Source organism: Siphonobacter sp. BAB-5385 (assembly GCF_002261125.1).
Lineage (GTDB): Bacteria > Bacteroidota > Bacteroidia > Cytophagales > Spirosomataceae > Siphonobacter.
In genome coordinates this window covers 39,048-62,262 of record NZ_NMPS01000093.1, presented here as the reverse complement: position 1 = coordinate 62,262, position 23,215 = coordinate 39,048, and the positions used below count along the sequence as shown (strand labels likewise).

The window sequence follows — 23,215 nt, the reverse complement described above, 5'->3', positions numbered from 1 at the left end:
TACCGTAATGGTGTAATCCCGTGAAACCGTTTGTTGCGGATTACCTGCGTCAGCAGCCGTCAGCGTTACGGTAAACGTACCCGCAGTCGTCGGTGTACCCGAAATAACCCGGGTCGTAGGGTTGAAGCTTAATCCAGCGGGAATACCCGTAGCGGAATACGTAACGGGCGTTGTTCCACCCGAAGCGGCTGGGAGCGTGGTTGAATAACTCGTTCCTACCTGAGCGGTAACTGGCGTAGCCGCAGGCAAAGTCAGCGTAGCCGGATTAACTGTCACCGTATACGTACGAGTAGACGTTTGAGCCGGCGAAGCGGCATCCGTTGCCGTCACTGTCACCGTAAACGTACCTGACGTAGTTGGCGTACCCGTCAGCTGACGGGTTTCAGGGTTGAACGTCAAACCAGCCGGAACGCCCGTCGCTGAATAGGTAATCGGTGTGGTTCCACCCGTAGCAGCCGGAATCGTAGCCGTATAGCCAGTACCTACCTGAGCCGCAGCCAGCGTAGCTTCGGGTAATACCAGCGGTGCCGGATTGACTCGCAGCGTATAGTTCCGCGTAGCCGTTTGCTGAGGATTACCCGCATCCGATGCCGTAACGGCTACCGTAAAGGTGCCATACTGCGTGGGCGTACCCGTAATTTGACGCGTTTCTGGATTAAACGTCAGTCCAGCGGGAACATCAGCAGCTGTGTAGGTGATGGGCGAGGTACCGCCCCGGGCCGCCGGAATCGTCGTTACATAAGGATTTCCTACCTGACCCGTTGCCAGCGTTGTATCAGGCAAGATCAGCGTAGCCGGCGAAATAATTACCGTTACATCCCGGAAGGTAGTTTGTGAAGGATTGGAAGAATCAGAAACCTGAACGCGTACCGTATACGAGCCCGCCGTTGTCGGCGTACCCGAAATAACACGGGTATTGGGGTCAAACGTTAGACCGGGAGGCAAATTGGTAACGGTATACGTGTACTTCGGATTTCCACCCGTAGGCTCCGGCAAGGCCGCCGAGGCATACGGTGTTCCTACTGTACCATTGCCCAGAGCAAATGCGGGTAATGCCAGGTTCGCGGGAGCGATGACCAGGGTATACACGTGGCTACCCGCCGGGAGGTTTCCGCCGCCGGTTACGTCAGTGATGTTCACATTGATCTGATACGTACCGGGTGTAGCACTGGGAGCGACGGTACCCGTAATGGTTCCGTTCGCAGCGAGCGTCAGGCCAGCGGGTAGGTTAGAACCCGTTGCCAGGGCGTAGTTCAGCGTCCGGTTTGCACCGCTTGAAGTAGCCGATAATGCACCCGTATACGCCTGACCTACCTGCCCGCTGGGAGGATTCGTAAAGCCCGTCAGTGAAAGTACATTAACTACGGCCGCAGCCCGCAGGGAAGTTTCCGTACAGCCGTTACGCTGGGTCGCTGCGTAGTAACGGGTCGTCTGATTTAACACCGGTGTTGTGAACGTTTTGCTGGTACTTATCTGCGACGTTCCCGTTGCGGAGCTGTACCAGATGACGTTATCACTGGCAACGGTGGTAGTAGCCGTCAGCGTAGCCGTATTGCCCGCGTAGATCGTTACGTTCTGGCTGGTCGGGACAACGACCGGAGCTCCTGGCGTCCGCTGAATTTCATAGATGGTTAAATTACCGAGTAGGTTAAGTACCCCTGCCGTACGTACCTCAATGCGATCAAAAGCACCAGTTGACCGGAAGCCTATGTAGTAGCGATCGCTTGTACCACTCAACAAATTCAGGGAGAGCAGATTACCCGTTATGCCCGAATTTACCGGTGTATTGCCTAAATACGTGTTAATGGAGAATGAGCTGAGCAGTTGTAAATCCAGTAAATTACCCGTGCGTTGAATCAATACCTTAACGCTATCGCCGGAAGCTCCTTCAGAAGTAAAAACAGCCGTAGAGTGAATATAACCCGTGGCACCAACGGCCGTTTGTAGCACTGCTGCCGTATTGAGGTTACCATCCACGGCATTGAGTGGGTTTAATACCCCACCAGCGACACCCGTAGCCAAGCCAACGGCCCCATTGAGCTGATCATCCGGTGAGTCGCAGGCGACGCCCGTAGCATTAGTTTTATAATAGGCACCGTATACGTTAATTCCACCGCTTAATAAAGACAGCGTCGGAGCATAGGTAATCCGTACCCCCTGATTCGCCACAGTGGGTGTATAGATTAATTCATACTCATTGACGCCGCCTACCAGTGACAACAAGCCTGAAACCTGAGAAGGCGAGCCTAGTAAGGTCCCCGAAGCATTAATTGCCTGAACGCGTAATGCTTCACCAATCCCTAGTAAGCTTGCTGTACTGCCTAGCTTGATGTGAATAGGCGTATTGGCAGTAATTGAGCTGGGAAACGTTAAGTTAATGAAGGCCGTTGCTCCTAAACCAGTAGCGTTTATATTGGCTGACAGGTTTCTTTCTGCCAGGGTGGTGTTAGTAATGGCATTATTGGGATTACTAACAGAACCAGCTCCAACCACTGGAATACTGGTAGTTCCGGGCGTCGCGTTGTTGGCGTACACGCGTCTGAGAGCCCGCTGAGCAAAAGTCTGCGAGAGCAGCGTTACAAAGAAAATACTAAAGGTTATCCCAAACCTGAGTACGGCTCGGGCATAGTGTGACCGGGTAAATGTTTTCATAGATTGAATTAATTTGGATTGAAATCGAAAAGTTACTCATTTAACCCTTATTGTTGAGGGTTAAATCAGGCATAGAAACGTCTGACTCCCTAGCTAAAGGGAGACCGGAAAGCACACACGTAAACGCTAACTTATCGGAGTCGTTAAGTCAGAATAAAGACGTACGTATGCTAGGAGCAGGGCGAAAGAAAAGATAGTTCGTGGGTTGTAAAATTAGTCATAGGCGGTCGCTAATTTTCACAAGAATTAATTTGGATTGGTCGATGGTTATTCTCATTGCAAAAGCAGAAAATTAGGTTTTTAGCTGAGCTAAAGTGCTTAAGCATGAGGTGCTTGATGGATTTGTTACCACTTGTCAAGCGGGTGTAAAAGTAATTAAATAACTTACACTGTCAATTATTTTTTAAATTTTTACCTCTTTTTTTTTTAAAAATAACCTTTCTGATGTGACTATACGTATAAATTATAATTTGATGGAATTGTTTTGAAAATTCTAAGATATAAGAAGATCAATTAGACCTGGCGTGGATGAATTCTTTTTCTGAGAATCCTTTTATGGTTACCAAGATTATGATTGACTATATTGGACTAATAAGCATGTAGAAACCCTTATTTTCCTGCATTAAGCGATTTATTTTTTATAGGTAAATAATTATGATCATTTACTGTGGTATTTATAAAAGCATTTTAAAAAGTTTAGAATACCCTTTTAACGCAGAAAAGACCAGCAACATGCTGCTGGTCTTTTCTGCGTTAAAAGGACAATTTTAGGGTAATGCTACTTTTACCGCCGCCGGTTGTGAAATGTTCTCTAAACGGATCAGGTAAAGACCTGAGCTTAGTGAAGAGGCTGAAAAATTAACACGATTGTGTCCTTTTTCCAGCTCTAGTTGCTTCGAACTCAAGGTACGGCCTGATAAATCCATCAGGTGAACCGTAGCCAGGTTGGAAAGCTGCTCGTCACCGTAGTTGACCAGGACATGTACATTACGCGAGGGGTCCGTACTAGCCTTCAGCTGAATGCCTACGTAGTGATCCAGTTTAACCGACCGAACCTGACTCAGGGCGAAGCTTCCGTCTGTATCCACCTGTTTAAGACGATAGTAGTGGGTCAAGGACGGATTCAAACCAGGATGGACGAACGAGTAGTTTTGCCGAGCCGTAGTGGTTCCTTTTCCCGTTACTGTACCTACCGATTCAAAGTCCTGGCCATTGGTTGAGTGCTGCACTTCAAAGAAAGCATTGTTCTTCTCCTGAGCCGTTGACCAGTCAAGCTGGGCATTATTGCCCGCTGATTTCGCCGTAAAAGCGATCAGTGATACGGGAGTAGGGACTTCATTGATGGTACCGCTCGAACTAGGATTATCCGTTCCGACGTTGGTACCCGTATATCCGCCTGGATCTCCGTTTGCCTGATAGCCAACAATGCTACCTACTGTTCCTGAAGCTGTACCCGTAATCGTAAATACGGTGTACGAGCTTGCGGGAATAGTCAGGTTTTGGGAAATGTTAATTGTGTACGTCTGAGTAGCCGCATCCAGTAACGTGATCGTTGGAGTACCAAAATAATTGGCATTGCTCTCACCGGAAATGATCACTTGTGGATTGGCAAAGTGAGTCACGGTAATATTCACCTCGAAAGGCAGATTCGAAGGATTCGGCCAGATCATAGGGGCCGCTCCAGCATTACCGGCGTCAATGGAAAACGAAATGCTTTCACCATTTTGAAAGGGAGCAGAGCCATCACCTACGGTTCCGATGATGGTCGTTCCACCCACATCAGGATCCTGAGCAAATACCTGAACGGAAACGAGGAGAAGTACGAAAGCTATGATATTTTTCATGATTGTCAGTTTAAAAGTGAATCATTCGTTTAGGGATTGAACGTAATGGTTTCCTGATCGGAGTTGTTATTAGTGTTCGTCTCACCGCCGGAATTCGCAGCCACGGACGCGGTAAAGACGTAGACACCGCTATTACCTGCCGGAATAAAGTTGGCCGGAATATTCAGTCGTGAAGCACCGTTGGCAGGAATGCTATTCGTGGTGGTAAATACGTGGTTTACACCTGATATACCCTGATACGTCCAGCCATTGATTACGGTACCGGTACTAACGCCGATAGTCCAGTTCGCTGATCGTCTAATATTAAGCGTGATGGTGCCAGTGGTAGGATTACCCGCTAACTCCACTACAGTAGCACGAACCGTAATAGCCGTATTACCTGTAACGATCGAAGGCAGAATGACCACCGTAACGCCCAGGTCTGGAGCCGCATTACTCAGCCCACCAAACTCACTGGGTTTGTTATCCACGGCATCGGCAATACCATCATTGTCATTGGTATCTACCGGGCCATCTACCTTGCCATCATTGTTGGTGTCGGTTGAACCCTTACCATTTTCGACAATATCATTGGTGCCGTCACCGTCGCTATCAAGATCGTTATAATCCGGCGTACCATCGTTGTCCGTATCACGGGGAGCCGTAGTGCCCGGCGAGCCAAACACGGCATCATTGGTATCTGCACTATCCTGAATACCATCACCATCGGCATCCGGACCATCTACGACGCCATCATTGTTGCCATCGACCAGACCAGGCTTGCCACTTTCAACCAGATCCGAAACGCTGTCCTGATCGCTGTCAAGGTCTACATAATCCGGTTTGGTATCACCGTCCGTATCTTTTACTGGTGTGATCCCCGGAGATCCGAAAACCGTATCGTCCGTATCCGCACTATCCCGAATCCCGTCACCATCAGTGTCCGGACCGTCTACAACACCATCGTTGTTGGTATCCGTCAAGCCCGTCTTACCACTCTCAATCAGATCGGGGATACTGTCATTGTCGCTGTCCAGATCACGCTGATCCGTAATCGTATCACCATCGGTGTCTCTAGGCAGCGGCATGTTGGGCGAACCGAAGGCGGCATCATTGGTATCTACGCTGTCCTGAATTCCATCCTGATCGGCGTCTGGACCATCCACTACTCCATCATTATTCGTATCAGCGTAGCCCGTCAGACCACTTTCCTGAAGATCCGGAATGCCATCATTGTCGCTATCCAGATCAAGGAAGTCAGGGATGCCATCGCCATCTGTGTCACGGGGGGTGTTGGTAGAAACGGGGTTAGCCGTGTCCAGTACACCATTCTGATTAGCATCGTTGTTGCCTACCGCAACGCCCGATTCGTACAGATCCAGAATGCCATCGTTGTCACTATCCAGATCCAGGTAGTTGGGAATGCCATCGCCGTCCGTATCCACATCAATGCCCTCAATGGTATCGGGAATACCATCGTTGTCACTGTCGGCATCACAGGCGTTGAAAATGCCGTCGGAATCCGTATCTACGAAAGGTGATTTGTTGTTCACCTGATTACAGCCATCGACGCAGTCCGGGGTACCATCGCCGTCGGAATCCAGAGCGTCATTGCCGGCAGGGCAGACGTCAAAGCAATTCGGTACGCCGTCGTTGTCATCGTCCAGGGAAGCCAGGGCGTTATAAATACGAATACGGCCTCCCAGGTTAACTCCTACCGGAGTATTAATCGTAATTCGAATCCGGTTATAGGGCAGGGTCGTTTTAAATCCAATCGTAGAGCGACCATCACGACCTGTAATCAAACTTAATCCCAGTAATCCACCCGCTGTGCGACTTTGCTGTTCGGTATCTCCGTTATAGGTGGTAATAACAATGTTATCCAATAGCCCCAGATTCAATAGGCCGCCCACGCGTTCGATGACAAAACCCGCGAAGGAATACCGGGGAATGGTATCCACATTAGCAGTGGTTCCGTTGTTGCGAATCGTCAGCTGAACCGAACCACCGATACTAACCGTTGGAAAAATATAGGTGGCGAAATCATTCGTATCGGCGTTCACTACGTTAGGGGTGTCATCAATAATTGGAACATTAAAAGCATTCGTCGTGGTGGAAGCAACAGCTCCTTTGAACCGGTTCTGGCTAGCCGTACTTACGAGCAAAGACCGACATTCGGCACAGGCGGAGCCACTTTCAAACGCATAGTAGATCAGCAGAGGTGAACTTAGCACATTGGCGGCAATGCCATTACGCTGTACCAGCCGTATCTCATTGTAGGGCTTCGTTGTCGTAATGGCTACTTCCTGAGCTGGGGTAGTATTGCTGCCCGATAGCAGGCTCAGGCCCAGGAGACCCGTGCTGCTGCTCAGGTTAACATCATCCTGAAGCTGACCGTGTAGATAGGTACGGATCGCCAGGCTATTCAGGACATCTGCACTTAAGAGACCCCCATTACTGACCTGGATTACAAAGCCAGCCTTACTACCAGCCGGATAAACCTGCTGCAGGCTGTTCACGCCGACAAAGGGAGCATTCGACAACAGACCTGTACCCACGGTAAGCGTCCAGGAAGCGGCTGTATTCTTATTGCCGTCAATGATGTTCTGGGGATCGGACAGGCCGGAAAGTACACCCGCTAGCCCGTTGGAATAATTCACCACCGTCTGATTACCTGCAATCTGATCGTAGCAAATATTGTTGTTTTCCTTGAAGCCACAGCTGGGGTCAAAAGCAGTCGCATAATAAATCCGCAGCGACGAGGCCAGGGAAACACTCAACGTTTGAGGTTTATACAGACGAACTTCATTGAAAGGACGCGTGGTTTTAAAATTCAAGTAAACCCGTCCCGTCGAACTGCCCGCAATCACCGTGACGCCTACACCATTCGCAATTGTAAACGTTTCAGGAGCCGTGGCAGCATTACCATCATCGGTCTGAATGATAAAGCCGTTGAGCACATCCGCATTTACTAATCCAGAACCTCCTAGTTCTACTACGTACCCGGCGTGCCAGCCTGCTGGATAGGTCATTGCACTATTTCTGACACTCACACCTCCATTACCGAGCAGGGTTACGATATTAGAAATTTCTGCGTAGTCATTAAGATTGCCGTTGGTTAATTTATCGGGGGTATTCCCTGTAGAAAAGCCAACGGTTGCTACCGAACCACCCAGCGGAGCAGCGGTGACGCCAGCTCCAACAATGGGTTTGTAACAAAGCGAACCTTCCTGAGCATACGTCATTGAAGGTAACGTTAGTCCCAGTAATAAGGACAAGAATAGTGCTAGTAGTGGCCTGAAGTAAGCCGCTGATTGAGAGGTAGAAATTTTCATGTGTAATTTGGATTGTTAAACTAGATTATCAGCAACACGCATACCTGTTTCTCGATCGCCGGGACTCGGTCGTTCGGGAAAGGATATGTACCGATAACTCCTACGAAAATGAGTAGGAGACAAAAAAGCACCGATTACTAACTGGCGTTGATCGCAGTTAGACTAATCATCAGACGTTGCGGAGCCAGCAGGGACTGTAACGCAGAGAGGGATAGAGGGCGGGTGTGGACGTAAAATTAGTCATAGCGGTTACTAGGTTTACAAGAATTGGACGGTTAAAAAAAACTGACGGTTACTGCAAACGATAGATTCGAGGTGACTTTGGGGCGAAACAAGTAATTAATGGACAAATTAACACCTGTTAATGTAAGGCAAAGTAAATAAATACTTACAAATATATACGTAGATAAAACTTTATATTTTTAGCTTTTTTTATTAAAATAACTATGCCAGTATAAAATGTTAATAAAAAAGCCGCCCCAATATGGGACAGCTTTTTTATTAAGGATCAACTAGTTATCAAAAAGAATTCGCTTTTCTAAGTGCTCTTCCAGTTGAGAACGTTCAATTCCCTTACTCCACCAATCTGGAGCGGGTTTGTTTTTGAGATGGTAATCAAAAAATTCCATCATTCGCATGGCGTAGTCCTTACGGTTGGGGAGTTTCGCCAGACCGTGGTTTTCTCCCTTATACTGGAAAAGTACTACTGGTTTTTTTAACCGGCGTAATGCAGTATAGTACTCAATACCTTGGGTAAAATCAACCGCACCATCGGCATCATTGTGTAATAACAGCAACGGCGTCTGAATATTCTTGACGTGGTGCAGCGGGGAGTTGCGGTAGTAAGCATCCCAGTTCTCCCAGGGAGCTACGAGCCGGCCCTGTGAACCTTCGAAAATCTGACCGTTGCTGGTACCTGAGTTCTTGTAAATCAGGTTATACATGGAAACCATGTCGGTCAGCGGAGCACCCGCCGCTGCCGCCTTGAACAGGTTGGTCTGGGTAATCAGGAAGCTGGTTTGGTACCCACCCCAGGAGTGGCCGTGAATCCCCATTTTGGTTTCATCAATGACGCCCGTTTTCAAAGCGGCCTTCACTGCGGGTAGTACACACCATACCGCCGACATACCCGGATCATTCATCTTGTAAACGATATCCGGAATGAAGACAGCGTATCCGTTAGACGTATATACATTTGGGTTCCAGCCCGTGCCGCTATAACCCGGATTGGTATACGCGTGCAGCGTTTGCGACAGCTTTTCGTAGTAATAGACAATCGTCGGATATTTCTTACCCGTTTCGTAACCTGCGGGCAGGAACAAGGCTCCCTGTAAGGTGTCGCCTTTGTCGGAAACGTAGTCTACTAGACGTACGCCAGAGCTCCAGGCATACTTTTCAAATTCCGGCGTATTCTTGGTTACCTGTTTCCCACTGGTCAGTTCCGGTGAAGTGGATACGAAATAATCCGTAGGCTTGGTAAAGGTTTCGCGGCTGAACACGTAGACGTTCGCTTTTTTCGCCTTACTCAGGTTACTGACACTGGCGTCTTCCCACAGCAGGGGTTTCACACCCGTAACGAGGTTTCCTTTCTTATCTACCTCAATGCGGCCAATGCCCGATTTCTTCGTAAACTCTCCGTACATCCGCACGTACAGGGGCTGTTTAAGGTTAATTCCCTTTTCTTCCGGGTCGAGCTTATAACGGGTCGTGTAGTGAATCTTTTCTTTCCGGCCGTTTTTCGTCAGGTTTACCGCTTCCTTACCATCCACGGAAACTTTCCAGATGTCCCAGACATCCCGCAGCAGCACGTACTTCGAGTCCGTAGACCAGCCCAGCATGGGTACCATAGGCTTCTTCTGGTTATGATCGTCTTCGGTATCGACAAAGCTGGTGGGGAGCTTTTCGGTCAGGTTCAGACTGGTTTTCGACGGAATGTCGTATACGTAGAAATGGCCGTCTTTGCCATACGTGAATTTAGTTCCGTCTTCGGATGTCATCGGCGAACTGGCGTAGCTGGGCAGATAGAGCTTTTCGAGTACCTTGGTTTTAGCCCCTGTTTTCAGATCCACCACGTAAATATCGGCGTAGTTCTGTCCGTCCAGACTGGTCTCCAGTTCATAGGTTTGATCTTCCAGCCCAACGGCGTACAAATCCTTCGCGGCGGGACGAACGGTCATGAGCGTACTGTCCGTGAGACGAGTGAATTTCTTCCCATCGTACATCGCCAGAAAACTGAATTGCTTGTCCTGCATTTCCGTTACCTGTTGCCGCGATTGCAGACGCTTGTCCTGCCAGTTCCAGATGGTTACTTCGGGTTTGTCAATGTCGTCTTTACCTGAGCTGGGCACCGTACCGCCCCGTTGGGCTACGCGGGCCGAATCAGTTTTGACTTTCGCCAGAGCCTTTTGCAAATCTTCGATTGATTTGATCGTTGTATCGGCTTTGATTTTTGCCAGCTTCTGAGCTTCGCTTACGGGCGAAGGTTTAGGCTTCTGTACAGTATCTTTCTTGGCCTCCTTGGCTTCGGCTTCTTTCTTTGCCAGATCCTCTTTCTGAATACCAAACAGGAGACGGCTCAGGTCTTCCGTCCAGGTGGGACGACGGTTCGGACTGATTTTCATCTTCTTGGGAAAATTCAAACTGTCCTTGCCCGGATCGTATACCGTCAGTTCGGGAGTCGTACCGCGTAGTTTCACGCCCAGTACGCTCAGTACATCCGTTTTGTATTTGTCGTTCTGGGTACCTTTCAGAGCGGCCAGACCGTCGCCTTTTTCCGTCCAGGTTAGTGACTGGTAACGTGCTTTGTCATTGTCGATGATGGAAGTCAGACCTGTCGTCATGTTCCGCAAATGCAAGCCGTTACCCGCTTTTTCGTTCGCGTCAATAGTCAGAGCCAGCCAGTCACCTTTTTTGTTGAAGCTCATATCGGCGACATTACCGATGTTCTGCGTTTTACCACTGGTGAGTTCATACAGCAGTAAATCGCGTCCTTTGGGTGCCGTAGGAGCCATGGCCGGTGTAGCCGGACTCAGCAGTAAAGCCAGGTGCGAGGCTTTTTCACCATTGAATGCAAACGAGCTGACGCGTTCAAATTCCGTTTTCTTCCGGTTTGCCAATTCAATCAGAAAGACCTTTTCCGGCAGGGGTTTGCCGGGCGTTTTACCCGCGGCCTTTTTTTCCTTGGCGGTCGGGAAAACCTTGAACGCAAAAAAGCGGGAATCATCCGAGTAACTCATCGGAACGAAGATGACGGATCCGATAGGATACCGGTACTGGGTGCTGTCCGTGGTTTTCTGCAGAACTAATTCGGCGTCGCCCTCTGCTACGGACGATAATACGTAAGCCATCCACTGCCCATCCGGCGAAAGCTGCGTTCCCCCGAAGTTCGAAATCGCCTTCCAGTTGGTCACGTCTTTCCAGGTAATCGGAGGTTTGGTTTTGGATTGTGTCCAGCCCGGTAGGTAGAGACCCAACAGCAATCCCAGCAGTAAGCATCTTTTCATACAATGAGAAAATGAAGTGAAATAGTAAACATACAAAGATTTGGCAGGCTCTGCCAGTAGTTCGGTAGGAACGGCAGAACGTATACGGCTCATGAGAGGGCAGACGTATAGTATTTTTGTGTAATAAGTGCGTAATCGTTAGATAATTAGCGTAGTTTTAAACGGTTCTAACTTTCAGCCAGTATGAAAAAAAGGTTACCTGCTGCCCGGGCTTTTATCAGCCTGGTCTTTTCCTTGTTTCTAGTCAGTAAAACCCTGTCTGCTCAGGTAAATTTTACCTCCTCCAATCTGCCCATCGTAATCATCGATACGAAGGATGGGCAGGGGATTCCGGATGAGCCGAAAATACCGGCTACGATGAAGATCATTTATCGCGGACCGGGGCTGCGAAATGCACTGACCGATACGCAGTACAATTACAATGGGGCGATCGGTATCGAGGTACGGGGAGCTAACTCCCAGGCCGCACCCAAGAAATCGTTCGGTTTTGAAACGCAGGAAGCCGACGGGTCCGAAAAAGAGGTGTCGCTGATGGGGATGCCCGCCGAACACGACTGGATTCTGTATGCTTCGGCCTACGACAATTCATTCATCACAAATGTACTGGGCTATAAACTTTCCAACCAGATTGGTCGCTACGCCAGTCGGAGTCAGTACGTAGAAGTGGTTCTCAATGGTTCGTACCACGGCTTGTACGTATTGGGTGAAAATGTGAAACGGGGAAAAGACCGCATCTCCATTTCCAGCCTGAAAGAAGATGACGTATCGGGCGATAAACTGACCGGTGGATACATCCTGAAAGTTGATGCTCCGGACGGGAATCATCGCTGGGGTTCGGCCTTCGGAGCCGAGTGTCGCAACGATGGACGGGCGATGTTTGAGATTCACTATCCCAAAACGAAAAATCTGCAGCCCGTCCAACGGGACTACATTCAGAATTACGTGACCCAGTTCGAAAACCTGCTTCACGCGAAAAACTTCAATCCGCAAACGGGCTATGCTTCCATGGCCGATGTGCCTTCGTTCGCCGATTATTTTCTGATGACGGAGCTGAGTAAAAATTCCGATGGCTATACGAAAAGCACGTACTTCTACAAGGACCGGGACAGTAAGGGCGGCAAGTTGAATATGGGACCCATGTGGGATCTGGATCTGGCCTACGGACGGGGTTTTTGCGATGGAAACGTACCGCAGGGCTGGGCTTTTGAAATGAACCTGGCTGTACGCCGAGCGATCAGATTATGCCCTTCTGGTGGTCGTACCTGATGCAGGATACGCTGTTTGTCCAAACCTCCCAGCGACGCTGGACGAACATCCGGCAGGGGGCTTTTGCTACGGCTCGCGTCCTGTCGATGATTGATTCGCTACAGAATATTTTTCAGGAAGCTCACGCCCGTAACGCCATACGCTGGAATATGGGCCAGAATCTGAACGCTGAAATCCAGGATCGTAAAAACTTCATTGCGGCTCGTTTCAACTGGATGGACCAGAATATCAGTGGCCTGGGCTATTACATCAAGCCGTATAACGCTACCGAGCTTTGCCCCGGAAACCCGGTGGTACTTCAGGGGAATAGTAGCTTCAACGTCATTCATTTCTGGAAACAGTCGAACGGAAGTGTCGTCTGGCAGGGAAAAGAATTCAGTCCCAGTACGGCGGGGTACTACATGCTGGAATTTAGCCACGCCTCGGGCAGCCGGATGTGTACCTATACCTTTACGAAAACCCTGAGTCCACGCAACGATGGGGGTAATACCAGTCGGCAATCGGGACCTTGGGAGGAAGACAATACCTGGAGTTGTGGGAAGCCACCCGTCCCCCTGCAAAAAGCGTACATCGTTTCGCCGCACGTGGTTCGGCTCAATAGTACGGCAGCCGCCAGCCAAATTGATGTAGCGTCAGAATCCCGGCTGATCTTGCTGCCCAACGCCCGATTCAACGCTCCCTAAGTTGCTTCAAAAAAGGAAAGAGCAGGCACACCGCCTGCTCTTTTTTTAATACAAACCATCAACCAACAATAGATTACTGTTCGTATTGCTGAATGACTTCTTTCAGAAACGCCAGGAATGGTTTTTCAAACTCTTTCCGTTTCAGGGCAAATTCAACCGTGGTTTTCAGGAAGTCGAGTTTGTTGCCGATGTCGTGACGTTTGCCTTCGATGCGGTGGCTATAGACGTTTTCCCGCGAGAGCAGCAGTAACATGGCATCCGTTAGCTGTATTTCACCACCTTTACCCTTGGGTGTTTGCTCAATCATCCGGAAAATCTCGGGCGTCAGAATGTACCGTCCCGCGATGGCCAGATTCGACGGAGCCTGACCCAAAGCCGGTTTTTCTACCAGCGTTTCCAGCTGCATGATCGAATCGCTGAGTTCTTTTCCACCGACAATACCATAGCGGTTTACCTTATCGGTAGGAACCGTTTCTACAGCAATGACCGAACAGCGGTAGGTTTCGAAGGTATCCATCAACTGCTGCGTAACGGGAATAACCGAGTCCATGATGGTATCGCCGAGGAGTACAGCAAACGGTTCATTCCCCACGTGGTGACGGGCGTAGTAAATGGCATCCCCAAGTCCGTTGAGTTCTTTCTGGCGAACAAAGTGGATGTTGGCCATATCCGAAAGCCGACGCAATTCGTGCAGCATTTCGTCTTCTTTTTCAGCCAGTCGGGTTTCGAGTTCGAAGTTGCGGTCAAAGTGATCTTCAATCGAACGTTTGCCTTTCCCCGAGATGATCAGAATATCTTCAATGCCCGAATCAACGGCTTCCTGTACGACGTACTGGATAGTCGGTGTATCGATAATGGGCAACATTTCTTTGGGCTGTGCCTTAGTAGCGGGCAGAAATCGCGTACCAAAACCGGCCGCTGGAATGATCGCTTTTTTAATCATGAGTGTGGAAAAAAAGAGGAGGGGTGGGAAGTGTTTAGCGTTTGGGAGTTTAACCACAGAGTTAAAATAGAGTATAAGTTGTTAAAATAGCTTGATTAAACGTTGTGTTTTCCTGCCGTACTAATGAGAGCAGGGAATATTTAACTCCGTTTCCTCTGTGCCCAACTCTGCGTAACTCTGTGGTTCATAAGTAAACTCAAAACAACCAACGCATCACATCACATACGGTTTAATGACCCTGGCGTTTAGTTTTCGTAATTCGACAAACAGGCGGTTCAGCATTTCGTCGTCCCGATACAGACCGATGATACTGCCGCCCGAGCCCGTAAACGAAGCGGAAGCTCCCAATTTACGAGCCGTTTCGATCATCTGAATGTTGACCGGATGAATGTTATAAATGCGAGTCCGGAAATCAAAATTCTGATTCACCAGTTCGTGTAACGTTTCGTAGTCACGCCGTTCGATGGCTTCTTTACCCAAAGTCGCCAGATTGGCAATGGATTGCAGCGTTTCGTGTACCAGCGGTTCGCCCCGGTCAAAACGGGCCCGAACGTCGTTATGGACCTTGCCCGAAACCTTGCTCATGTCAGTATTGTAAGCCAGGTAAAGCTTCGGCAACTGAGTTGGATTAATGCGTTCGTACTCGCCGTAGCCGCGGCTTTGCACGAGTTCTTTGGCAAAATCCATATACACACAGCCTTCGTAACACTGAATCACCCGATCCTGTAGGCCGGCAGTAATCCCGAGTTCTTCGGTTTCCGCCTGTAAGACCAGCGTAGGCAGATACTCAAGCGGAATGTCCACCTCATAAAATTGCATCAGGGCTCGCATGGTAGCTACAATAATGGCACTCGATCCGGACAAACCGACCTGTCGGGGAATGGAACTGCTATAGCGAATCGTGAAATTCCGGTTAGGGAGCCGGATGCCCTGTTCCCCGCAGTACAGCGTAAACTTACGAATGGCTGCTTTGATGAGGGGAATACCGCCATTGTACCCAATTTGTCCGACGGTATCACAGAGGTGAAAAATACTGCGGAAGGTGTTGGCATCGGCCTCCTGCTGTTCAATATGAAGCTCCGGTGATTGCCATAAGCTAACGGAAGCCCCAAAATTTCGGACGGTGATGGATAGCGTTTTTCCAAAAAAACCGTCCGAGGGATTTCCTAAAAGTCCGGCCCGGGCGTACGCTCGCGTTTCAATCAGCACTGGTTGATAGGTTTGTAAGATGAGTAATCTGGTTTCAGTAGCGATCCACCTCTTCAGAGAAACGCTGGAATCATTTTTGGCGGGACGTTTTCCTGAAAATGCCCGGGTACTACCGCAATCTGCCCGGAAGTTTACGAACTTTAGGCCAAAATGGTACGGTCGTTCGCTGAAAAAGACCCGGCTTATGACCGTACACCCTGATTTTTGTATGCGAAAACTTTCAATGGATGAACTCGACCGCCTGTCAGTCGAGGAATTCAAGGCCGCGGAAAAATTTCCGTATTCCGTGTTACTCGACGACGTTCGGAGCTTAAATAACGTAGGTTCCGTCTTTCGTACGTCCGATGCTTTTCGGGTGTCTACGGTATATTTAGGGGGAATTACGGGTACACCCCCGCACCGGGATATTACGAAAACGGCTCTCGGAGCCGACGAATCCGTACACTGGGAACACGTACCTGATGCGGTTGATTTCTGTAAAGAGCTGAAAGCGAAGGGCGTACGCATTGTAGCGGTGGAGCAGGCCGAGGCTAGCGTGGGCTTGCCCGATTTTCAACCCGAACCCGGTGGCGAATATGTTTTCGTTTTTGGGAATGAAGTTTTTGGAGTGAATGATAAAATCATTGAAATTGCCGACCTATGCCTGGAAATTCCCCAGTACGGCACGAAGCATTCGCTCAACATTGCCGTAACGGTTGGAATCGTTTGCTGGGATTTTGTCCACAAGCGACTGGCTGCGAAGAAATAACAGAACTACCCAATTCATAATAAATCTCTTCATGAAACCCGACAAGAAGCTTACCAACGAACTGGCCTCTACGCTTACTGAAAAACTGAGTGGTCTGAACGCCAAACACGGCAAAAAACTGTCGAAACAAATTGAAAAAGCTGCGGAAGACTTAGCGAAAAAATTTGCTAAACTTCAGCAGAAAGAGAAAGAAAAAGACGAAAAATCGGCAAAAGACGCTAAGAAAAAATTAGCCAAACAGGCGAAAAAGACCTCTTCCAAATCCGTAGAGGTACCTTCAAAAAAAGAAGAGGCCCCCGCTGAACCGAAAAAGGAGTCAACGCCCGCTGCTTCGCAATCGAAAGCTCCGGCGGCTCCAAAGACGCCTACGCGTTCAACCAAAGCTCCCGCTGCTAAAAGTGCCAAGGTACCCGCAACGGCCAGCAAAAGTGAAGTAGCTACGACGAATGATAGCGTCGAGCCGACCGATATTGAAACCCCCGATATGCCTCACTAAGAGCCAATCGCTAACGAATAAAAATGGAGGAGCCTCACTAGCTCCTCCATTTTGTATGCACTAATTTTTTGCCTTATGTTCCGTATTCTTCTGTTACTGCCGGTGCTTTTCGTGGCCTGTGCCCGCAAACCGGCTTCTTCCCAGTCTTCAAACCTCTACCAAAGCAGTGACTTCACCGCTGAGAATCAGTTTAGCGGGAACATCGAAGGCCCCAGTTTCGACGCGGCAGGGAATCTGTACGTAGTCAACTTCAAACAGGATGGTACCGTCGGTAAAATCAATGCTCAGGGACAAGGGGAAGTGTTCGTAACCTTACCGAATAAGAGTATTGCTAACGCCATTCAGTTTAACTCGAAAGGCGAAATGTTACTGGCCGATTTCGTGAATCATAACATTTTAAAAGTGAACATGCAGACGAAAGAAGTAAGCGTGTTTGCCCACGATGATCGGTTCAATCAGCCCAATGACATTTGCATCACGAAGAAAGATGTGCTGTACGCTTCTGATCCGAAATGGAAAGACAATACGGGCCAGCTCTGGCGAATCGATCCGGATGGCAAGACGACCCGGCTACTGGAAAACCTGGGTACTACCAACGGAATTACATTGAGTCCCGACGAAAAAATCTTGTACGTCAACGAAAGTGCTCAGCGGAAAATCTGGAAGTACGATTTAGATGCTCAGGGCAATGTGCAGAATAAACAGCTTTTCCACGAATTCACGGATTTCGGCATGGATGGCATGAAGTGCGATCAGAATGGAAATCTGTACTGTACCCGGCACGGCAAAGGCGTCATTGCGATTCTGAGTCCGCAAGGGAAATTGCTACGGGAAGTACCGCTCAAGGGCAAAAGTTGTAGTAATCTCGTTTTCGGAGGAAAAAATAAAAAGACCGTATATGTTACCCTTCAGGACCGCCGAGGAATGGAGCAGTTTCGGGTAGAAACTCCCGGAAAATAAAGTACGCAAGCGACGGTTAAAAAGAAATTTGTTGGCAGCGTTTCAGGCAGGTTTGTATTCAGGAAATGGAAGTTTTTTCCCTGAATCAAACGTCCGCTTGAAACGCTGCCTTCTATGTTTGTTACCGACTTTCCAGGAAAAAGCTTAGGCTTGCAGTTCGAATAATTTAGCCAGCTCCGTTGCTTCAGCGGGCATCATCCGTCCGGCCAGAACCAGACGTAATTGACGGCGACGAAGGGCGGCATCGTACAGCGATTTTTCTTCGTCCGTCTGCGGCACTACTTCCGGAATATCCGTCGACGGTTTTCCATCGGCACCTACGGCCACGAAGGTATAAAAAGCCCGGTTTGTCATGAAGCGTTCACCGGCCGGAATATTCTCCGCGTGTACGTCGATGAATACTTCCATGGACGAATTGACGCCCGCGTCACGAAGGCCCGCAGCGTAATGACACTACCCAGGGGAATCGGGTCTTTAAACGCTACGTTATCCACCGAAGCCGTAACGACCACGTGGCGGGAATGCTTCTGGGCGGCAATCGCACCGCAAATATCCATCAGACGTAACAGGTTTCCCCCCATCAGATTACCCAGATTATTGGTATCGTTGGGAAAGACCATTTCAGTCATGGTCGTCAGGGATTCGGAGGCAAATTTGGACTGAGTCAAAGCAGTGAATGTTCAGAATCAAGATTCAACGTTGATGAAGCAGCAGGCTCCGGCAGAACCGGGGGCCGACGAAGCAATCGAACGATCGGCTTACCAACCGCTCGTGTAGTTTACGGTAAAATTCGCTGGAATGAATCGGCTATACCAAACAACTCCGCTAAATTCGTCGAAAATTAGTAGCAAGCCATGAATTTGCCAGACTGGTTAACCTTTTTAACGGATTCCCGGGAGATTATTCAAACCGGTGGCCTGGTGGCCATCACCTTAATCGTTTTCGCGGAGAACGGTTTATTCTTTGCCTTCTTTCTTCCCGGCGATTACTTACTTTTTCTGGCGGGCGTATTCTGCGGAACGGGCGTACTAAACGCGACCCTGCCTGTACTACTAGCCTGTATTCTGGGAGCGGCTGTCTTTGGTTCGCTGACAGGGTATCTCTTTGGAAAGTACTTCGGCGGTAGGCTCGAAAACCGGCCCGATTCCCTGTTTTTCAAGAAAAAGAACATCGAAACGACTCGTCAATATTTTTTGAGATATGGTTCCAGTGTTTTGATTATCAGTCGATTTTTGCCCGTGGTTCGTACGTTTGCACCGATTTTATCGGGTATGATCAAGCTCGATTTTCCGCATTTCATGACGTATAACGTCATTGGTGGAGCCCTCTGGACAATTCTGCTTTCGGGCGGTGGGTACTATCTGGGCGAGAAGTTTCCCGGTATTATTAACTACGTGCATTACATCATCATTTTCTTCCTGGCCGTCACGACGTTTACAGTCGTTAAAGGTTACCTGAATGCCCGTCGGGATATGAAGTAGGCGAATAGGTTGAATGCATAGTCAAGAGGTTTTGAAGAAGGGGTATTTCAGAAGATGCTGAAAAGAGGTATCTTTCGAAGTACCCCTTTCAAATAAAACCTTACCTATGAAACGAATCTTACTCCGGCTGGTAGCCACGTTGTTGGTACTAACCCCCGGCTTCTCAAAAGCTCAGTTCGACGCTCCTAACCTCAGGATTACTCCTGCCAGACCCCAACCCGGCCAGTCGGTTCAGGTAGTGTATACCCCGACCGAAGCGAAACTGGTTGCCAGCCCCCTGATCGAGGCTACGGCTTATGTCTTGTCAAAAAAGAATCCCGTTGCCCTAACGATTCCGCTTTCTAAAAAAGACAAGCACTGGGAAGGGGCGTTTGTACTTCCCAAAACGGCTTTGGTAGTTGCGTTCGATTTTTCTAACGGGCGAAAAGTCCACGATACCAATGCCGAACAAGGGTATCTACAGCTTTTGTATACCAATGACCAGGTGCTGCCGGGTAGTCGGGCGGCTGCAGCCGTGTGGCTGAATGAGTGGGCTGACAATATCCTGGAACTTGAACCCAATCCGGAAACCATTCATAGGCTGTTTGAAAAGGAATTTCAGGAAAATCCAGCTACCAAACCTCGTTTTATTTTTCCCTACGTGTACTCTCTGAACAACCGTACGGATCAGGCTTTGCTCAAAAGTGAAGCCGCCCGACTGGCCCGTCAACCCAAGCTTACGGAGGACGAGATGAAAGCACTCATCCTGGCTTATCAGAAGTTAGAACAACCCCAGGAAGCTCAGAACTATGAAACGAAGATACGCACTGTCTTTCCCAAAGGAACGGCGGCCCTTCGAAGCATCTATAAAACATTCAGTGAGGAAAAAGACCTTACTAAAAAAAGAGCGATCTGGGGAAAGGCAAAGCAGCAGTTTGCAGGCATACCGGAAGCTAATTTCTACATCAGTTACATGGCTAGCCAACTCGCTACGGCCTATGTTCGAAAGGGCCAATGGGAAGTACTGAAAACACTGGAGAAACAACCTGATTTCGCAGCTCCCATTGCCACCGCCTACAATTCCTACGCCTGGGAAAAGGCCGAAGCGGGCGAAAATCTGCCCCAGGCCGAGCGTCTTTCCCTGAAAGCATCTGAATGGGCGAAAAACCAACTGGATAAACCCCGGTCTGGGACGGATGAGTCCTATCTGACGGATGCAGCCATTCGGAAAAATCGGGAGAATACGTATGCTTATTACGCCGATACGTATGGGTTTATTTTGATGAAGCAGGGAAGATTAGAGCCCGCTCTTGAGGCGATGAAACAAGCGGCTGTCACTTATGGAAAATACGAGGAGCCCGATATCACCCAGCGGTACGTTGAAGCACTCGTGCAGGCCGGACAGTCTGCTCAGGCATTACCGGTGCTGGAGGCGGCTCTGCGTAAAGGCAAAGGAACGCCGAAAATAGAAGAATTATTCAAACAAGTCTACACCCAAGAAAAAGGTGTGGCTGACTACGATACCCACTGGGCAGGTATCAAAAAGGAAGTGGCGGATCGCGTGAAGGCTACTTTGCAGGAAATGATGATCCGGAAACCCGCTCCAGCCTTTACACTTACGGATCTGGAAGGGAAACCCGTTAGTCTGGCTTCCTTACAGGGGAAAATAGTCGTGGTAGATTTCTGGGCTACCTGGTGCGGTCCCTGTATTGCGTCTTTCCCCGGTATGCAGAAGGCCGTAACGCGGTATGAAAACGATCCGGATGTTGCTTTTCTATTCGTGAATACCTGGCAAAAAGAAGCGGATAAGCAAAAGAATGCGGCTGACTTCATCGCTAAAAACAAGTATAACTTTCGGGTGGTACTGGACGATACCGATGAGGTGGTTACGCGTTTCAAGGTAAGCGGTATCCCTACCAAATTTGTACTGGATAGAAAGGGCCAGATTCGTTTTAAAAGCTCAGGCTTTACTGGCAATGCCGAAGCCACCGCTGAGGAAGTGAGCCAGATGGTTGAAATGTTACGGGAAGAAACGAAATAACTAGTCTGCTAACGAAGAAAGGCCGGGTAACCGGCCTTTCTTCGTTAATTCTGACAATGTTTCTTTAACAATTTCGTCGCTTCTTTTTCTCCCGCTCGTTCCAGAAGTTTCCAGTCCTGGCACGCTTCCGGCAGACGGTTGAGTTTGTAGAAGGTAGCGGCCCGATTGAAACGAATCGATACGTTGCCGGGATCTAATTCAATACACTGATTGAATACGGCCAGTGCCTGATCGTACCGCTGTCGATTATAGTGTTGTAAGCCCGTTTCAAACAAATCTTTCGCTTTTAACGCCTTGATGTCATCCAGGGTGAGTTGCCGATTTTCGGGGATGCCGTACGGAAACTCGTAATTCACCTGCACCCGTACTGGCTTGCGGCCAACGGTCGCGGGAATCCACATGCCTTCAGAAGCTTTAATGGCCGTTCGCAGGTTATCGTCCATTTTCGGGTCCGAACTCTCCACGATTTGAATATTTTCAATCCGGCCCGTACGATTCACAATGAAACTCACCCGAAAGCGATCCCGACGCGGACGAGCCAGCTGCCGGAACGCATCTTCGATATACGTATAGGAATTCTGGTATGTTTCGTAGAAACTGCTGTCAATCAGCCGCGTACGGAATTTAGGGAAGATTGTTTCGTTCATGACGTAGAACGTATCCCGATCAAAGCGGGCGGCGGGCAGAACGAATTTCTTGCGAATGTAATCGTCGTAACTGGTGGCTTCCTGACGGGCACAGATAAACCGAAGCTGATCAGTACGCATGACGGAGGAAGTCTGCTCGGAAAGCTGTAATTCGTAATCCGTGAGTTTATCGATCGTGTAGGTGGCGTTTTCTGCCGTACGAATGCGGTTACCACTCAGCGTGTAGCTTACCGTAGTGGCCTTCTCATTGGTATAAAACCGTAGTCGCCGATCTTCAAAAACAAAAACAATATTGGACTTATCGACTTCAGCGTCACTCATCATTTGGTACCCGTTGCGGTATTCAACCCGTTTCGCTACCCAAACACCTTTGAGCTTTTCTTTATCAATATCCTGAGCCAGTAAAGACTGGGAAAACAAAAAAACAACAACAAACAAAACGGTTTCATGGCAGTCGTTTTGGATCTATCTTAAGGTCGTGAGCTGGAAAATATTTTCGCTGCTCCGGTCCGGCCATACCAGCCAGTGGCCGAAAATGAACGACTCCAGGGACTTCGACAAATATAGTTTTTTCAATTAACGAAAATTAACGTAATCTGATGAAGAATTACCCGGCTGTCAACCGCCTTTACCAACATCCGTTTCCCTGGGGAGAAGAAAGGACTGTAAAAGACAGGATGAGCAAATAAACGTTTGTACCAGTGTTTTTATACCACAAACTAGAAGAAAAAATACATAGAATGGTACAAAAAGATTGGACAGTGGGGCAAGATACGACATAAGCCGGGCTTTTTGGGCATCAAAAATGACATTTCCAGTAGTAAAAGGTGCCCAGTCGCGTTGCAATCTGGTACGGAATCAGCACGGTAGAAAAGCCTGCCTGAGCTAATAGTTCCGGCCAGCGACCCGCCGGGCCCAGTCCGTTCTGGGTCGGGTCGATCCAGTGGACGAGGCGTCCCAGTACCCGTTGCGTTGGGCCTTGGGATGGACCCCAGTCACCCAGCCAGAGCGTGCCACCGGGCTGGAGAATCCGTCGAATTTCCCGAAAGTAAAACAGCGATTCTTCGACTGAAAAATGTTCAAAAACCCAGGTGCTCGTTACGGTACCAAACCGCTCGCCCGCGTAGGGCAGGGGTCCGGAAGCGTAGTAATCGACGGGTACGGATTTTCGACGACTCACGCGAACCATGTAAGGGTCGGTATCCAGCCCACGAATGGTTTGCTGCGGATGGGTCTGCTGTAACTGTTGAAGGAAATTACCCGTACCACAACCAAAATCCAGTAAGGGCTGATGGGCGTCAATATGTTCGATGAGATAGGAACGAATCTTACGTTCGGGTACGCCTAGCCACAGGGCCCACTCGTACGCGGGCGCAGGAATGAATAACCAAGGGCAGGGTGGGGGTTGGACATACAAAATCAGAGAAAAGCAGGGGCTTAAAACTTGGC

The 23,215-nt window shown here is 49.1% G+C and carries 15 protein-coding genes and 1 pseudogene; 7 read left to right on the top strand and 9 right to left on the bottom strand.

Going from position 1 to position 23,215, the window contains the following annotated elements; genetic code table 11:
* From BWI93_RS09520 to BWI93_RS09505, 4 genes are all read right to left on the bottom strand, one after another.
* Positions 1-2,652: S-layer family protein (locus tag BWI93_RS09520; RefSeq protein ID WP_176454183.1), on the bottom strand; the 2,652-nt coding region annotated here is incomplete at its 3' end.
* Positions 2,653-3,419: 767 nt separating this feature from the next.
* Positions 3,420-4,496, bottom strand: coding sequence for a hypothetical protein (locus tag BWI93_RS09515; protein WP_094810583.1), 1,077 nt, complete (start codon positions 4,494-4,496; stop codon positions 3,420-3,422).
* A gap of 29 nt (positions 4,497-4,525) precedes the next feature.
* Complete coding sequence (locus BWI93_RS09510; RefSeq protein ID WP_141217410.1) at positions 4,526-7,810, bottom strand: hypothetical protein; 3,285 nt, start codon at positions 7,808-7,810, stop codon at positions 4,526-4,528.
* A 512-nt stretch (positions 7,811-8,322) separates the two neighbouring features.
* Positions 8,323-11,313 (bottom strand): prolyl oligopeptidase family serine peptidase, encoded by a 2,991-nt coding sequence (locus tag BWI93_RS09505; protein WP_094810589.1) that lies wholly within the window; start codon positions 11,311-11,313, stop codon positions 8,323-8,325.
* Positions 11,314-11,496: 183 nt separating this feature from the next.
* On the opposite strand from BWI93_RS09505, the gene BWI93_RS09500 reads away from it, so the two are divergent.
* Positions 11,497-12,579, top strand: coding sequence for a CotH kinase family protein (locus BWI93_RS09500; protein WP_094810579.1), 1,083 nt, complete (start codon positions 11,497-11,499; stop codon positions 12,577-12,579).
* A complete protein-coding gene (locus BWI93_RS09495) occupies positions 12,555-13,262 on the top strand; it encodes a CotH kinase family protein (protein WP_094810577.1) in 708 nt (235 codons plus the stop codon). Before BWI93_RS09500 ends, BWI93_RS09495 begins: the two co-directional genes overlap by 25 nt.
* Before the next feature lie 73 nt (positions 13,263-13,335).
* Here the strand turns inward: BWI93_RS09495 and galU are convergent, their stop codons facing one another.
* On the bottom strand, positions 13,336-14,205 hold the full coding sequence (gene galU, locus BWI93_RS09490) for a UTP--glucose-1-phosphate uridylyltransferase GalU (RefSeq protein WP_094810575.1): 870 nt from the start codon (positions 14,203-14,205) through the stop codon (positions 13,336-13,338).
* Positions 14,206-14,418: 213 nt separating this feature from the next.
* The gene (locus BWI93_RS09485) at positions 14,419-15,414 is read right to left on the bottom strand and encodes a mevalonate kinase (RefSeq protein WP_094810573.1); all 996 of its coding nucleotides are present in this window, start codon (positions 15,412-15,414) and stop codon (positions 14,419-14,421) included.
* A gap of 208 nt (positions 15,415-15,622) precedes the next feature.
* On the opposite strand from BWI93_RS09485, the gene BWI93_RS09480 reads away from it, so the two are divergent.
* From BWI93_RS09480 to BWI93_RS09470, 3 genes are all read left to right on the top strand, one after another.
* Positions 15,623-16,162: a TrmH family RNA methyltransferase gene (locus BWI93_RS09480; protein WP_094810587.1), complete on the top strand. Its 540-nt coding sequence runs from the start codon at positions 15,623-15,625 to the stop codon at positions 16,160-16,162.
* A gap of 31 nt (positions 16,163-16,193) precedes the next feature.
* Positions 16,194-16,658, top strand: a complete 465-nt coding sequence (locus BWI93_RS09475; protein ID WP_094810571.1) for a hypothetical protein — start codon at positions 16,194-16,196, stop codon at positions 16,656-16,658.
* Positions 16,659-16,733: 75 nt separating this feature from the next.
* Positions 16,734-17,618: an SMP-30/gluconolactonase/LRE family protein gene (locus BWI93_RS09470; RefSeq protein ID WP_094810569.1), complete on the top strand. Its 885-nt coding sequence runs from the start codon at positions 16,734-16,736 to the stop codon at positions 17,616-17,618.
* 144 nt (positions 17,619-17,762) lie between these two features.
* Here the strand turns inward: BWI93_RS09470 and BWI93_RS09465 are convergent.
* Positions 17,763-18,286, bottom strand: a pseudogene (locus BWI93_RS09465) (acyl-CoA thioesterase).
* A gap of 186 nt (positions 18,287-18,472) precedes the next feature.
* Here BWI93_RS09465 and BWI93_RS09460 point away from each other — a divergent pair.
* Positions 18,473-19,099 (top strand): DedA family protein, encoded by a 627-nt coding sequence (locus tag BWI93_RS09460; protein ID WP_094810567.1) that lies wholly within the window; start codon positions 18,473-18,475, stop codon positions 19,097-19,099.
* Between the two features lie 106 nt (positions 19,100-19,205).
* Positions 19,206-21,119 carry a redoxin domain-containing protein gene (locus tag BWI93_RS09455; protein ID WP_094810565.1) on the top strand — a complete coding sequence of 638 codons (1,914 nt, stop codon included), beginning with the start codon at positions 19,206-19,208 and terminating at the stop codon, positions 21,117-21,119.
* A gap of 44 nt (positions 21,120-21,163) precedes the next feature.
* On the opposite strand, the gene BWI93_RS09450 is transcribed toward BWI93_RS09455, so the two are convergent.
* Entirely contained in the window at positions 21,164-22,204 is a 1,041-nt protein-coding gene (locus tag BWI93_RS09450) for a tetratricopeptide repeat protein (RefSeq protein WP_141217409.1), read from the bottom strand.
* A gap of 361 nt (positions 22,205-22,565) precedes the next feature.
* Positions 22,566-23,183 (bottom strand): class I SAM-dependent methyltransferase, encoded by a 618-nt coding sequence (locus BWI93_RS09445; RefSeq protein WP_176454182.1) that lies wholly within the window; start codon positions 23,181-23,183, stop codon positions 22,566-22,568.
* Positions 23,184-23,215 lie beyond the last annotated feature (32 nt).

What these genes read in the sequence shown, in the direction of transcription:
- BWI93_RS09470 (WP_094810569.1), top strand. Translation starts at nt 16,734, where the DNA reads ATGTTCCGTATTCTTCTGTTACTGCCGGTGCTTTTCGTGGCCTGTGCC.
- BWI93_RS09505 (WP_094810589.1), bottom strand. Translation starts at nt 11,313, where the DNA reads ATGAAAAGATGCTTACTGCTGGGATTGCTGTTGGGTCTCTACCTACCG.
- BWI93_RS09460 (WP_094810567.1), top strand. Translation starts at nt 18,473, where the DNA reads ATGAATTTGCCAGACTGGTTAACCTTTTTAACGGATTCCCGGGAGATT.
- BWI93_RS09510 (WP_141217410.1), bottom strand. Translation starts at nt 7,810, where the DNA reads ATGAAAATTTCTACCTCTCAATCAGCGGCTTACTTCAGGCCACTACTA.
- BWI93_RS09515 (WP_094810583.1), bottom strand. Translation starts at nt 4,496, where the DNA reads ATGAAAAATATCATAGCTTTCGTACTTCTCCTCGTTTCCGTTCAGGTA.
- BWI93_RS09455 (WP_094810565.1), top strand. Translation starts at nt 19,206, where the DNA reads ATGAAACGAATCTTACTCCGGCTGGTAGCCACGTTGTTGGTACTAACC.
- BWI93_RS09500 (WP_094810579.1), top strand. Translation starts at nt 11,497, where the DNA reads ATGAAAAAAAGGTTACCTGCTGCCCGGGCTTTTATCAGCCTGGTCTTT.
- BWI93_RS09475 (WP_094810571.1), top strand. Translation starts at nt 16,194, where the DNA reads ATGAAACCCGACAAGAAGCTTACCAACGAACTGGCCTCTACGCTTACT.
- galU (WP_094810575.1), bottom strand. Translation starts at nt 14,205, where the DNA reads ATGATTAAAAAAGCGATCATTCCAGCGGCCGGTTTTGGTACGCGATTT.
- BWI93_RS09480 (WP_094810587.1), top strand. Translation starts at nt 15,623, where the DNA reads ATGCGAAAACTTTCAATGGATGAACTCGACCGCCTGTCAGTCGAGGAA.
- BWI93_RS09495 (WP_094810577.1), top strand. Translation starts at nt 12,555, where the DNA reads ATGCCCTTCTGGTGGTCGTACCTGATGCAGGATACGCTGTTTGTCCAA.